9 protein-coding genes and 1 tRNA gene are annotated in these 13606 nt (G+C 63.7%); 4 read left to right on the top strand and 6 right to left on the bottom strand.

The genetic code is table 11. The features are described from left to right. Window positions 1-37 precede the first annotated feature (37 nt). The 4 genes from IB257_RS17930 to IB257_RS17915 form a co-directional block, all read right to left on the bottom strand. Complete coding sequence (locus IB257_RS17930) at window positions 38-859, bottom strand: hypothetical protein (protein WP_192492642.1); 822 nt, start codon at window positions 857-859, stop codon at window positions 38-40. Window positions 860-972: 113 nt separating this feature from the next. Then, the gene (locus tag IB257_RS17925; RefSeq protein ID WP_192492641.1) at window positions 973-3408 is read right to left on the bottom strand and encodes a hybrid sensor histidine kinase/response regulator; all 2436 of its coding nucleotides are present in this window, start codon (window positions 3406-3408) and stop codon (window positions 973-975) included. Window positions 3409-3437: 29 nt separating this feature from the next. Beyond that, window positions 3438-4670 carry an EAL domain-containing protein gene (locus IB257_RS17920; RefSeq protein WP_175213854.1) on the bottom strand — a complete coding sequence of 411 codons (1233 nt, stop codon included), beginning with the start codon at window positions 4668-4670 and terminating at the stop codon, window positions 3438-3440. Between the two features lie 4 nt (window positions 4671-4674). Then, window positions 4675-7506, bottom strand: coding sequence for an ATP-binding protein (locus IB257_RS17915; protein ID WP_225589001.1), 2832 nt, complete (start codon window positions 7504-7506; stop codon window positions 4675-4677). A gap of 458 nt (window positions 7507-7964) precedes the next feature. Here IB257_RS17915 and IB257_RS17910 point away from each other — a divergent pair, with 458 nt between their 5' ends. Then, entirely contained in the window at window positions 7965-10898 is a 2934-nt protein-coding gene (locus IB257_RS17910) for an autotransporter outer membrane beta-barrel domain-containing protein (RefSeq protein WP_192492640.1), read from the top strand. 172 nt (window positions 10899-11070) lie between these two features. Here IB257_RS17910 and IB257_RS17905 read toward each other — a convergent pair whose 3' ends face one another. Together IB257_RS17905 and IB257_RS17900 are read right to left on the bottom strand one after the other, a co-directional pair. Beyond that, complete coding sequence (locus tag IB257_RS17905; protein ID WP_054449988.1) at window positions 11071-11685, bottom strand: hypothetical protein; 615 nt, start codon at window positions 11683-11685, stop codon at window positions 11071-11073. A gap of 111 nt (window positions 11686-11796) precedes the next feature. Then, window positions 11797-11872: transfer RNA gene (locus tag IB257_RS17900), tRNA-Gly, on the bottom strand. Between the two features lie 321 nt (window positions 11873-12193). Between IB257_RS17900 and IB257_RS17895 the strand changes: the two genes are divergently transcribed. Genes IB257_RS17895 through IB257_RS17885 form a run of 3 tightly spaced genes read left to right on the top strand, consistent with a single transcriptional unit; the run spans window position 12194 to window position 13606 of the window. Continuing rightward, window positions 12194-12928, top strand: coding sequence for a succinate dehydrogenase/fumarate reductase iron-sulfur subunit (locus IB257_RS17895; protein WP_054449990.1), 735 nt, complete (start codon window positions 12194-12196; stop codon window positions 12926-12928). A gap of 1 nt (window position 12929) precedes the next feature. After that, the gene (locus IB257_RS17890; protein WP_054449992.1) at window positions 12930-13265 is read left to right on the top strand and encodes a succinate dehydrogenase; all 336 of its coding nucleotides are present in this window, start codon (window positions 12930-12932) and stop codon (window positions 13263-13265) included. Then, on the top strand, window positions 13262-13606 hold the full coding sequence (locus tag IB257_RS17885; protein ID WP_054449994.1) for a succinate dehydrogenase: 345 nt from the start codon (window positions 13262-13264) through the stop codon (window positions 13604-13606). Before IB257_RS17890 ends, IB257_RS17885 begins: the two co-directional genes overlap by 4 nt.

The raw sequence follows: 13606 nt of genomic DNA, 5'->3' as shown, positions 1-13606 counted from the left end.
CTTGTTCTGATTCTGATAGCAGCGGGATGCCGCGCGACTATCGCGTCTGGCCTCCCACCTTGAAGTCCCGCCATCTGTCGCCGCCCATCGTCAGCAACAAGTCCAGGCTGTCCGCTCCGATGCGCGGGGATAGCAGATCTCCCTGGAACATCAGGTTCGGAAGCGACCGCAGCCAATGAAAATCGATGGCGTGGTTGATGTCCGTGGCCAACACCGGCAGCTTGAGGGCTTGGGCGCTTTGCAGCAGCGAAAGGAACTTGCGATTCAGCATAGGCTGCTCTGAGAGGCGCTCCGGGATCTTCAGGTGCAGACCCACGACGCGCAGCACGCCGTGCGGGTGCGGCCGGCCCTCCACAAGCGTGGGGCCGAGCCTCACTCTCAGGCCGACATTGAAATCGCGGCGGTTCTTGTGGAGGTCCGCATTCGGCAGCAGATCCCAGACCATGGGTATGTTCAAGGTGAACAGCGGTGCGGGATAGCTCGGATCCACCTCGTGGTCTTCGGCGGTGGGCATGCCCAGGCGCAGGAGGCTTCGGTCCAGCGAGAGGTTCAGTTCGGCGCACACGCCTCGCGCCGACCACTCGACGTGCGGCGCATCGCGCGCATATCGGAATGACAGGGGAATACCCAGATACCCCTGCCGGAAGAGATACACCGCGTCGTGCAGTCTGTGCGCGGCGGAATCGTCGATGAGATGCCGGGTCGCCTCGGCCGGGGGGAGTTCGGGCAATGCATATTCGCATACCCGGCCATCGGCGGAGAAGACGGGTTGATATCCGACCAGCGCCGACGGCTGAAGCGCGGGGCGAAAATCGGCGCCGTCGCAAGAGAGATAGTCCATTTTTTGGAGGTGGCGCATGCCTGCGCGTTGTCGGCCAGGATGGCGACGGCGCTTGCGCGCATGGCATGCATTCGTTTGCAGGATGTGATTCTAGAAATCACTGGAAACATGAGCCATGGGAATATTCTCAATTATTCTGCTGCGATCTCGAGCATCTTGCCGCGCAACTGCGCGATGAAGGCGGCGACCTGCTGGGGCATCTCGCCGCCCAGGCCATCCTTGCGGTGCAGGGCGGCAAGGTCATCGGCCTGGGTCAGCAGAGGGATCATGTGCACTGCGGCCAGGCCTCCACGCAGCCGGTGCAGCAAGGCACGGATCTCCGCGCTGTCGCCGCTCTTCATCAAGGCTTCCAGCCGAACCAGATCCTTGTCCATGGTTTCGAGAAAAACAGCCTTGTATTTCGCGGGAACCGTGGGTTTTCCAGGGCGCGGCGGTTCGGTGGCAATCTGGAGCGGGTCGGCCGGCAGGTCCGGCTTGCGGGGAGGCGCGGCGGCGTACGCCTGGAGCTGCTGCCTGAGCGTGCGCAGGTCTATCGGTTTTGCGAGCCAGCCGTTCGTGCAGGCCGCTGCGCATCGCTGCTCGTCTGCGCGGGGCGCGCTCGTGACCAGGGCGATGATGGGAATCGTGGCGCCCCGGGCGCGCAGGGCTGCGGCGAGCGCGTAGCCGTTCATGCCGGGCATCTCGGCATCCGCCATGACCAGGTCGTAGGGCTGTATGTCCCACAATGCCAGTCCTTCGGATCCGTCCGATGCGAGCGTGGCTTGGCAACCCAGGCGCGCGAGCTGGTCTTGTAGGGTGGCCTGGTTGATGAGGTTGCCCTCCACGACCAGGACGCGCAGGTTAAGAAGGCGGTGGGCAGGCAGCGGCGCATGCGGCTGCGAACCTGTTCCGCCTTGCGTCAGGTGTTGTACCGCGTAGCCGATCTGGCGCGCGGAATGGCGGTCCACCTGGACCGCGCCGCTGCCGCTTCTTGCGCTTCCCGCCACAATGCGCGGGCCCCTCCAGGGCGCAGGTTCGGCGTTCCTGTGCAAGGCCAGGTCGACCAATATGCTGTCGTCGTTGCCGTTGGCGACGATGCCTGCGGGAATGGTTCTGGACTGGGCGCCCCAATGCCGCAGCCACTGCGCCACGTTCTCGCCCGCTTCCTTGCGGGCGCTGCGAACCAGCACGCTCAGGCCCTGCAACTGCGGCGGTGGATGAGCCGACGTGTCCGCCTGATCCACCAGGAAGGAAACGGAGAAGCTGCTGCCCAGCCCCGGTTCGCTGATGACCTGGATGCGAGTCCCCATGAGCGCCGCCAGACGTGCGCAAAGGAACAGGCCCAGCCCCAGGCCCGCGCCGCGCGCGGCCTGCTGTCCGGTTGCGGCTTGATGAAAGGGTTCGAACAGCCTGGCCCGCTCGGCGGCGGCGATGCCGATGCCGCTATCGGCAACCTGCAGGTCAAGGCGGACTCTGGAGTCCGGCGTGGCCTGCGCGCGCAGCCTGGCGACGACGTGGCCGGAATCGGTGAACTTGATGGCGTTGCTCAGCAGATTGCTCAGTATCTGCCGGATGCGTTCGGCATCGCCTGTGACGCAATCCGGCACTGATGTGTCCAGGCAGCCATAGATGATCAGTCCCTTCCGTTCGGCCATTGGGGCATGCGCCGAGACCGTGCTTTCGACCAGCTCGCGGGGGTCGAACGCGTCGCTCTCCAGGACGAACTGGCCTGATTCGATCCAGGCCGTGTCGATCAGGTCGTTCACGAGCTGCTGAAGCGCGAGGGACGCGTTCTGGATGCGGTCGACATGCTGCCGCTGCTCCTCGTTCAGCGCGGTCATGCCCAGCACTTCGAGGGTGCCCAGCATGCCATGCAGCGGCGTGCGGATCCCGCGGTTGATGCAGGACAGGATGCCTGCTGCGGACTCATAGACCTCGTCGGCCTGAGTCTTGGCGCGTTTCAGGAGACCTTCCATTTCGGCGCGAGCGCTGATGTCGGAGAAGGCGCACAGCACCACGTCCTGCCTGCGGTAGCGCGTTGGGGCATAGGCCACCGTCAGCTTGCGGCCGTCATGGGCGGTGAATGCTTCGATGTTGCCTGGCCCCCGCGCATTGATCGCTTGTCGTAGGAGGTTCCTGACGTCCACCGTGTCCGGCAAGGCTTGGCCGGTGCCAGCCCCCAGCCATTGCAGTGCAAGCGCATTGCCGAAGACCAGCCGGCCGCTGGCACACGAGAGCACGCACAACGCGCTAGGCGCTGTGGCGAGCATTGTGCGGTTGAGCGCTTCGCAGTCGGCCAACGCCAGTCGCGCCGCGTTCGCCGGCTGGATGATGCGGCGGCGGCACCACAACCAGAGCAGCGCGCAGGCATAGAGTCCGGCGGCCAGCAGCAGCAAAGCGCAGGCGACCAGCCAGCTATTGGTGTGGAGGATTGTCAGAAAGTCGAGCCGCAGCAGGTCCGCGTGCCGCCGCTGAATTTGTTGGCGCCCGCAGTAGAGAGCGGCGGCGCAAAGCAGAGCGGGGGGAAGGACGCAGAGGCAGACGGCACTCAGGCGGCGCAGGCTGCGGACTTTGCTATTTGGCGGCATATCCGGTGTCGGAGTGATGTCGGCGTACCCTAGTGGAGAGGCGGCAGCGGGTCGAAGTAGGAATTCGGTTCATAGGCCAGCAGTTCGCAGAACGTTGCGACGTTGACGGCGGCGGAAATCAGAAATCCCTGGGCGACATCGCAACCGATCCGCCGCAGGAATTCCAGGTCCTCCAGTGTCTCCACGCCTTCGGCCGTCACTTGGAGGCCCAGTTGCCGTCCCAGCTGAACCGACGCCACCAGGGCCGCTGCCAGTACCTCGTCGGCTGCGGCGCCGTTGACGAAGGCCCGATCGATTTTCACCTCGGTAAAGGGTGTGGAGATGAGGCTATGCATGGTGCTGTAGCCCTTGCCAAAATCATCCTGCGACAGACCGAAGCCTTTGAGGCGCAGGCGGCTTGCGCCCATGTGGAACTGGCCCGCGAGTACCGGCATCGCGTCTTCGAGCAGTTCGAAGGTCACGTCCGATGCGGGTATGCCCAGCCTGGTGACCATGGCATACAGTTCGTCGGGAAGTTGCGGGTGATCCAGCAGGCTGGCCGAAAGATTGACCGAAATGGGAACCCGGTGTCCCTGAGCGCGCCATATGGAATAAGCTCTCAGGCCATCGTCCAGCATGCGCAGTAGCAGCGCGTGGTCCAGGCCGTAGGCCCGCAGCGCCGCAAGGAACGAGGACGGCAGCATCAGGCCCAGTTCCTTATGCTGCCAGCGGACCAGGGCTTCGGCCCCGACGATGTTGCCGGACGCAAGTGATTTCTTCGGCTGGAACCAGGCCTGGATACTGCCGTCGCGCAGCGCATTTTCGATCATGTGCCGGTCGAGCAGAGGCCGGGTCTGATCGGTGCAGACAGGAGACAGCGCTGGCGTCGGAGCGGGCTGCTTTCTCAGCAGACCTATTGCCAGGCCGGCGATCTGGTCCGCGGAAACTGGCTTGATGAAGGTTCCCAGGACAGCGAATCCGCGTTCTTTCGCCATGAGCCCGATGCTGTTGCTCATCCTGCGGGAGCATCCTGTGACGATGGCCAATATCGGATTCAGGCCGCGACAGGCGAGTTCATGAATGAACTGCGCGCCGTCCATGCCGGGCATGTCCACGTCCATCAGCACCAGTTGATGCCCCTCTTTGCGGATCAAATCCAGGGCTTCGTGCGCGTCCAGCGTCGTGTCGACGTGCGCGAAGCCCGCTTCTTCGAGCATGTCTTTCAACAGGGCGCACTGGTAGGCGTGATCATCCAGCACCAGGACTTTGAGTTTGGACAGCATTTTTTTAGCCTTCTGGGTATGCGTGCAGGGTTGCGGTCAGGGCCGGGAGGGGCAGGGGCTTGAGCAGCACCTGATTCATCCCGGCTTCCAGCCCCTTGGATATAGTTTCGGGCGCCGCGCAGGCGGTTACGCCCAGTATGGCTCCCTGGTAGCCGAGTTTGCGCAGCGCTCTGGCGAGTTCGTAGCCGTCCAGGATCGGCATATTGATGTCCGTGATGACGGCGTCGTACTTGTCGGGATCCCAGCGTTGCAGCGCTTCGCCGCCGTTGGACGTTATGGTGGCCGAGCACCCCAGGTGCTCGAGCTGTTCTCGCAGGATGATCTGGTTGATCGCGTTGTCCTCGACCACCAGGATCCGTCGCCCCAGCGACGGCCGTTGCGTGCTGGGCAAGGGTAGTGGGGCGTGTTCGCGGCCAAGTTGGGCCATACTCACCGCAGCCCCGATGCTGAATGGATTGTCCTGGCTCGTGACGCCTAGGCGGCCGCTACGCGATGCGATCGAAGCATGATCGGCGCCCGGGGCGAGCACGCGCACCTTGCGTCCGACCCAGGATGCTTCAGCCAGTCCGGGCGGCCAGGTCTGCAGCAAGATCGCGTTGTCGGCATCTTTTCCATGGGTTTGCCCGCGATAGGGTATGGCGATGGCGCCCCAGTTGTTCAGCCACGCGCACGCGTTCGCCACAACCTCCGGAATGGCGCCGCTGACGTAGACGGCGCTGCGCCGTAGCGCAATGGGCGATGCTGGTTCCATTTCGGTCACCTCCAGCGTGACGGTGAACGTGATGCTGGTACCCAGGCCGACCTCGCTGACCACGGACATGCTGCCTCCCATCAGGTCGACCAGACGGCGGCTGATGGCCAGGCCAAGTCCGGTGCCGGCCGCATCCTGGTCCAGTCCGGAATGCGCTCGGAAGTAGGGCTCAAACAACTGGGCTTGCGATTCCGCGTGTATGCCGACGCCGGTATCCGCGACCTGGAAGCGCAGCGTCGCCTTGCCGGGATCGACAGCGCTCGCGGTTGCACGCAGCGCGACGTGGCCCGCCTCGGTGAACTTGACCGAGTTGCTCACCAGATTGTTGAGGATCTGCTGTAGCCGGACCGGATCCCCTTTCACCATCGCCGGCATGCCGGTGTTGGATAGGGAAAAAATCTGCAACCCCTTGCCCTGTGCGCGCGCGGCATAGTTGGCCGCGACTCTCTCCAGCATCTCCGCGGGCGAAAACTCCGAAAGAACCAGGTCTTCGTGGCCGGCCTCCATGCGGGACAGGTCCAGTGTGTCGTTGATGGTGCGCAGCAAAGTCGAGGAGGATTGCTGGACGGTTTGCAGGTATTGCTGCTGCTGGCTCGTCAGGGGCGTGAGCGCAAGCAGCTCCAGCGTGCCGAGTATGCCGTACAGCGGGGTGCGTATTTCGTGGCTGATCGTGGCGAAGAACAGGGTCTTGGCGTCATTCGCCTGGTCGGCAGCGAGCTTTGCGTTGCGCAGGGTGTGTTCGATCTCCTTCTGCGCGGAAATATCGCTGATGGCGCATATCACGACGTTCTCGGATTGATAGCTGGTTGCGGCGTACGTCAGGCAGACGGTGCGTCCGTCGCCAAGCTGGTACTCGTGCCGGCCTGCCTGGTCGCCAGCGGTGAGAGTGTCTTCGCGCCACCTGTCGTGCGCGCCCAGCAGATGGCGGGCCGTCTCGTTGGATAGGACCTGGGTGCCGTCGGCGGGCCGGACCAGGCTGAGTCCGATAGGCGCGACGTCGATGATCTTGCGGTTCAGCGCGAGGCTGTCGATGAGCGCTGTCTGATGCCGCATTGCGGGCGAAACCAGCGTTTCCCTGATGTGGCGTACGCCCAGCAGGACTACCGTGCTCAGGCAGGCCGCGATCGTGCCTACGGTCCAGAAGGCGGATGCGCCATGATTCAGCACGTCCAGCGTCGGCACGTAGTAGATCAGTCGCCAGCCGGCTTCGCCGACAGCCTTGCTCAGAGCAAGGCTGTGGGGAAGCCAGCTGGCGCCTTGGAAGCTGAAGGAGTCGCGGGCCAACCTTGCCGAGATCGAGCCGGTTGCGGAAGGAGAGGGGCCGCCGTGCAAGGCGACCCGGCTGTCATTGTCGTAAAGCGCATAGCTTGCGCCGTCGCTGGCGTGTTCCGCTGTGATGACGGAGGCGATGTCGTCGACTTCGAGCCCTACCCAGGTCTGCTCGTTGCCAGCCCCTTCGAGCGGCGTATACAGAAACAGATGATCGGTGGCGTCCGTCAGGGGTCTGATCCAGACGACCGGTGCGCGTCCGTCGTCCGGATCAGGTGTGGCGTGGTGCGAGGCCAGGGTGTCGCGGAGCCATTTTTCCGCTTCCCTGGAAATGTGGTGTCCGCCTAGCCGCGTGTCGTCCACCGCCAGGCGCGTCGAGCCGGGGCCTGCCAGCGTCGTGTAGACGATGCGCGCGTTGGCGGCGGCTACGTCCGCCCGGTTGCGGCGGGTAAGAATCAGCGCCCAATCGTAGGAGTCCGCCCCGTTCATCAGCGGGATGACGTTGACCTGTCCGGTCTGGCCGAACGTCCTGGGCGTGTGCTGGGCTGGCATGCGGTCAGTGTTGCGCACTGACGAGGAGGCCACTGCCCGGAGCAGCGTTTCGCGCTGATCGAAGAATATCTGCGCGCGGTCAGCGGCGGCATTCATGCGGCGGCGGTAGCTGGAGACCTCGTCACTGAACGACCAGTACATCGACAGCATCGTGCCGATGAGTATGCATGCCTGCAGTGCCATGGCGAGCAGATGCAGCAGGATCATCGGCAATCTGGCGGTTGCCGGCGTGTATCCGTCGGGGAGGCTGGGGGCGGCCATCATGCCAGCGATGGTATGGGCCGGGCCGGGCTTCACGGATAAGAAAATTCTGGAAGCGCGATGGCGCCGGAGGCCTCGTTCCCATACGGCTATGTCAATTTGTTTCCCGATTGCCTCGGAAATCGGGAAATAGTGCGCCAGTTGTGTCGGCGTGGATGGTATCCGAAAAGAAAATTTAAATAAATCGGATATTGGTCATTTTATTTATTTTCTACGTGCGGATGGTATCCATATTCAAATTCTGCGATTTTGGATGGTATCCAAGATACTGAATTAATTAATAAAGATGGTATCTATTCATTAATTTTCGATATTGAAAGAAAAGGGGTATAAATTGCCTCCTTTTTTCGCGAAAACTTGTTTCGGCCATTAGGTTTACCCGGTTACTTAATAATACTTTTATAGCGATCCGGTAATGCCTTGGATATCAGATTTATTAATCGACATATGGAGGATTTACGTTGATACACGACACGAAGAAATGGCTGACGGCGACGCTCGCGCTGAGCGCGTCCTACTGCGGTGGCGTTACGGCTGCGGACCTGACGGTTACGTCGGGCAATACGCAGGTGTTCGACGGCTCGGCCAATTTCCCCGGCGGGGTGGATGTCAACGGCGGCACGCTGGTGATCGGCGGCAATGGCGGCGGCTCGGGCGTTACGTTGGGCGGTAACGTCAATGCGAACTCGAACGGCACCGTCGCGGGCTTTGGCTCGATCAATGGCGACCTCAACGTGTCCGGCGCGCGCGTGGCGCCCGGCTATGAAGTCGGCACGCCCACTGGCGTCTCCAACGGCAATCTGGTCGTCAACGGCAACCTGTCGATGAACAATGCCGTGTTCAATTTCGAGACCGGCTACGCGGGGCTGCCGATTACGCAACCCGGCACCGGCGACAACATCACCGTGCGCGGCGATGCCGCCATCAACAACACCACGCTGAACGTCACGGTCAACACCCTGGGCGTCAATGCCGGCTACTACCGGATCCTGTCCTACGGCGGCAATCTGAGCGGCAACGGCCTGACGCTGGGTTCGGTCTCGGGTGATTCCGCCCCTGCCGCGACCATCCAGAACCTGACTGGCGACAAGCAGATCAACCTCATCCTGGGGCCGAGCACGACCAATCTGTGGAACGGCAACGGCGCGGCATCTGCAACCCGCTCGGGCGGCGGTAACGGCACCTGGAGCGCGGCCAGCACCAACTGGAACAGCCCGAGCAATGCCACGGGCGCTCTGCCCGACGGCGGCTATGCGATTTTCACGGGCGCAGCCGGCACGGTGACCGTGGACGGCAGCGCCGGGCCGGTGCGCGTGTCGGGCATCCAGTTCGCCACCGACCGCTATCGCCTGCAAGGCGCTCCCATCACCCTGGTCGGCAGCGGCGGCAACCCGCCCGCGATCGTGGTCGGTGACGGCACCTATGCTTCGGGCCAATTCGTCGACACCATCGACAACCCGCTGCAAGGCACGCAGGGCTTCGTCAAGACCGGCCCGGGATCGGTGATCCTGACCGCGGACAGCAGCGGCCTCACGGGCCCCATCCTGATCGCCGACGGCGCCCTGGAAATCGACGGCAAGCTGAACGGCCCGATGGACATCGGCCGCGAAGTCGTGCTGGCGGGCGTGGGCCAGGTAGGCACCACCAACCTCTATCCCACCGCGGTCATTTCTCCGGGCAATGACGGCACGCCCATGGGCACGCTCACCGTCAACGGCAACCTGACCTTTGGCCAGAACACCATCTACCGCGTGCACGCCGACCCGGCCAGCAGCCTCAGCGACCGCATCCACGTCACCGGCGTCGCCTACCTCGACGGCACCGTGGCGCATGTGGGGCCAGACGGCAACTATGCGCCGCGCACGACCTACAACATCCTGACGGCCGATGGAGGCATCCAGGGCCAGTTCACCGGCGCTTCGAGCGGATACGCGTTCCTGACGCCCACGCTCAGCTACGACCCGAAGAATGCGTACATGACCCTGACGCGCAACGACGTGCCGATCGGCAGCATCGGCGGCTCGGGCAACGAGAGCAACGTGGGTGGCGCGCTGGACCAGGAAGAGCCGCCCGCGACGGGCAACGGTTCGTCCTCGAACGGCAACGGCTCGACGTCGACGGGCAATGGCTCGTCTTCTGCCGGCAATGGTTCGACGTCGACGGGCAACGGTTCGTCTTCGGCTGGCAACGGTTCGACGTCGACGGGGAATGGTTCGTCTTCGACCGGCAACGGTTCGTCCACAGCCGGCAACGAAACGCCCCCCGCCGGTAGCGGGTCCTCCCTGGTCGACAGCGGCGTCGCCGCGGGCAAGAACACCGGCGCCAGCCAGGTGGCGGCGGCCGTGCTCGCCATGACGCCGAACGAAGCGCGTTCGGCCCTGAAGATGCTGTCCGGCGAAGCCTACGCCAGCACCGCCAGCGTGCTGCTGAGCCAGGGCGACACCGTGCGCACGCTGCCGCTGTCGCATCTGCGCGGCAATCTCGACGCGCCGGTGCTTGCCGGACGGCCCACGGCCCAACTGGGCGCGCCGTCGTCCGACGCCATGCCGCAAAGCGGCGCCTCGCCGGTTTGGGCGCAAGCGTTCGGCAACTGGAGCAAGTTCGGCAGCGACGGCAACGCGTCCAGCGTGAGCCAATCGTCGGGCGGCCTCTTCGTCGGCGGCGATGGCGCGGTCGGCGGCGGCTGGCGCCTGGGCGCTGCGGTCGGCTACATCGGCAGCCACAACTCGATCGACGACGCGTCCTCGCGTACCAATGTGGACAGCTACACGGCCACCTTGTTCGGCGGACGGAACTTCCAGGCCGGCCCTGGTCACGTCCGGTTCATGGCCGGCGCGGCCTACACCTGGCATGACATCGACGCAAAGCGCGACGTGGCAGCCGGCAGCCTGAACCAGCGCCTCGAGTCGTCCTACCACGCCTCGTCGACGCAGGTGTTCACCGAACTCGGCTACAACCTGCCGCTGGGCGATGCCTACACCATCGAACCCTTCGCCGGGCTGGCATGGAACCAACTGCGCACGCGCGGCTTCGAGGAATCGGGCGGCACGGCGGCCCTGCACGGGTCCAGCAATTCCGATGACGTGACCAGCACCACGCTGGGACTGCGCGGCGGCTGGGAGTTCGGCTCTGACCGCACGCCGGGCCGTCTGACCGCGTCGCTGGGCTGGCGCCATGCCATGGGCGATGTCAAGCCCAAGCAACAGCTGGCCTTCGAAGGCGGCAGCACGTTCTCGGTGACGGGCGTGCCGATCGCCCGCGACGCCGCGGTGTTGGGCCTGGGCGCAGAAATGGCGATCACGCGCAACACGACGGCCGGCATTGCGTATGACGCGCAGTTCGGCGGCGGCAACCGCCAGCAATCGGGCGTGCTCAAGCTGGCTGTGCGCTTCTGATTGGACGCCGCACAGGCGCAACAGGCATCGCGATTGCGGCGCCCGTTGTGCCTGTGCGGGTTGGAATCCAGGCCAAATGAAAAGGGGCGAATCGAAAGATTCGCCCCTTTTTCCAGGACTTGCTCAAGAATGCGCGCTGAGCGGGGCCAGGGCGGACGAGACGCAGTTGGTCCTAGCGCTTATCGGCCCCTTGCCATCGCAGATAAGCCGAGCGGGTAACAGCAGACACTGAATCGAGGACTTTCCGGTGATCGACCTGATGCCGCAGCATCAGCCGTGCATCGGCCACGGCGCGGGATTTGCAGAACCAATGGCAACTGTGCTGCAGCAGATACAGCTCTGCCGAGAGGTGGTACGCGCGTTCTCTTGCGTCCCAGTGGCTCTCGTTGTCCACGACATGGCGCAAGCCGGATGCATGGATGTACAGCAGTTCACGAAAATCCCGTGTCCTTGCAGGAAGAAAGCGCTCGATGTATGGCACGCAGAACGAGAGCGTGCTCACACGGGTAGCCTGCGGACTTTCCTTTTGCATGGCGTCGGCCAGCGACCGTACTTGTGCCGCCACGGCGCGTTCGGTCTGAGCGAAGGTTTCCAGCACCTGTAGCTGGCGTGTTTCGGCGTCTTCGCGGATGGCGCGTGTGTAGCCTTGCGTCAGGGTTTCCATGTGGCGCTCAAGCTGCAAACCGCCCAGATGACGGCCCAGCAGCGCGATGCGGGCGCGCTGGTAGCGCACGCGCAGCACCTGCCATGCAGCGACAAGCACCAGCAGGATCAATGCGGTATCCATTGCCCGTGTTCCTTCATTTTTCAAGCGGCGCAAACCGCAATGAAAAAAGGGCCCGTAGGCCCTTTCTCAAGGATTTTCAGAATTCCGAGAAGGAAGCTGGAAATCAAAATTTGGAGCGGGAGACGAGTCTCGAACTCGCGACCTCAACCTTGGCAAGGTTGCGCTCTACCAACTGAGCTACTCCCGCAATTTCTTGTCTGGAGCCAGCCCCAACTGGGCGGTTCCTGACAAGCGAGGCGGAAGTATACCCAATTTTTCCAAAGATGCACGCTGGCCGCGGAATGCCGCGATGCGGGCCCTCGAAGCGGCGCGCTGACGCTGCTTCGGCGCCCCGGTGGTCGCCATTGATTGAACATGCGGCGGCGCGGCATGCGCCGGATCACCAGTCCGGCGCTATGAAAACTGGCAAATTATCTTCAAAAAATATCAACCAAATCCATATTGCTTCACTCATACGCGAGATTCAGAATTCTGTTCATGGGCGCAGCCTGTCGCCCGAGGGCGGAAAATGGATACTAAGAACTCCACGAATCAGAGACAACTCACGGTCCGCATTTCCCGGGGAACCGAGGACGGGGCCTACTCCACGTACTCGGTCCCCTGGCGCGAAAACCAGACGGTCCTGGATGTGGTGACCGAAGTCCAGCGCACGCAGGAGCCCAGCCTCTCGTATCGCTACGCCTGTCGCGTCGGCGTGTGCGGGTCCTGTGCCATGACGGTCAATGGCAAGCCGCGCTGGACCTGTCGCACGCATGTGAGCCGCGTCGAGGAAGGCGGCGTGATCGTGATCGAGCCAATGCGCAATATGCCGCGGATCAAGGATCTCGTCGTCGACATGAGCGAGTTCTTCCAGAAGTGGGCGCGCGCCGGGAACACCTTCGTCGGCACAGCCACACGCAACGATCCGCCGGCGTTGGTGTCGCCGCAGAGCAAGAAGCGCAAGCAGGCCGACGCGGCCATCGAATGCATCAATTGCGGCGTGTGCTACGCGGCCTGTGACGTGGTGTCCTGGGACAAGGACTATCTTGGCCCGGCCGCCCTGAACCGCGCATGGACGCTGTACAACGACGAACGACACGCCGACCCCAAGGACGTGCTGCGCAAGGCCACCTCCGGCAGCGGCTGCAATTCCTGCCACTCCCAGGGCAGCTGCATGAAGCACTGTCCGGTAAGCCTCAGCCCTACCGGCAGCATTGCCGGATTGAAGCGCAGCGCCATCTTCAGCCTGCTCAAGGGAGGCTGACATGGAAGCTCGTCTTTTCGCGCTCCAGCGTCTGACGGCGATGGTGATGGCGCCCTTTGTCCTGGTACATGTGGGCCTGGTCATCTATGCCGTGCGCGGCGGCCTGACCGCGGGCGAGATCCTCTCGCGTACCGAGGGCAACTGGTTCTGGATAGTCTTCTACGGCCTGTTCGTCGTGAGCGTCTCGGTCCACGTGCCGATCGGCGTGCGCAACATCCTGATCGAGTGGCTGCAGTTGGGCCGCGGCGCGGCGTCCGCGGTCGGACTGGCGTTCGGCCTGGGACTGCTCATCCTGGGCGTTCGCGCCGTCGCGGCGGTGGGAGGCCTGATGCCATGAGATCCGCGCGCAACCATCAGGCGTACTGGGCTTTCCTGGGGCATCGCATTTCCGGCCTGGCGCTGGCCCTGTTCCTGCCGGCGCATTTCTATGTGCTGGCGATGGCGCTGGACGAAGCGCGGCTGGACGGATTCCTGAAGCTCGCCGACATGCCGGCGATGAAGGTCGGCGAGTGGGGGCTGGTGCTGCTGCTGACCCTGCACATGTTCTTCGGGCTGCGGCTGCTCGCACTGGAGCTGCTGCCTTGGCGTTCGCCGCGGGACGCGCGCGTCGCGTGGATCGGCTGGGGCTTTGCGGTCTCCATGGCGACGGGCCTGGTTTTCATCGCGGGAGTGATCTGA

Source organism: Achromobacter sp. ACM03 (assembly GCF_014851665.1).
GTDB classification, from domain to species: domain Bacteria; phylum Pseudomonadota; class Gammaproteobacteria; order Burkholderiales; family Burkholderiaceae_B; genus Achromobacter; species Achromobacter aegrifaciens.
This window is presented reverse-complemented; position numbering and strand designations above follow the sequence as displayed.

Coding starts and splice junctions, on each gene's coding strand:
- IB257_RS17930 (WP_192492642.1), bottom strand. CDS start 859: ATGCGCCACCTCCAAAAAATGGACTATCTCTCTTGCGACGGCGCCGAT.
- IB257_RS17925 (WP_192492641.1), bottom strand. CDS start 3,408: ATGCCGCCAAATAGCAAAGTCCGCAGCCTGCGCCGCCTGAGTGCCGTC.
- IB257_RS17920 (WP_175213854.1), bottom strand. CDS start 4,670: ATGCTGTCCAAACTCAAAGTCCTGGTGCTGGATGATCACGCCTACCAG.
- IB257_RS17915 (WP_225589001.1), bottom strand. CDS start 7,506: ATGATGGCCGCCCCCAGCCTCCCCGACGGATACACGCCGGCAACCGCC.
- IB257_RS17905 (WP_054449988.1), bottom strand. CDS start 11,685: ATGGATACCGCATTGATCCTGCTGGTGCTTGTCGCTGCATGGCAGGTG.
- IB257_RS17895 (WP_054449990.1), top strand. CDS start 12,194: ATGGATACTAAGAACTCCACGAATCAGAGACAACTCACGGTCCGCATT.
- IB257_RS17890 (WP_054449992.1), top strand. CDS start 12,930: ATGGAAGCTCGTCTTTTCGCGCTCCAGCGTCTGACGGCGATGGTGATG.
- IB257_RS17885 (WP_054449994.1), top strand. CDS start 13,262: ATGAGATCCGCGCGCAACCATCAGGCGTACTGGGCTTTCCTGGGGCAT.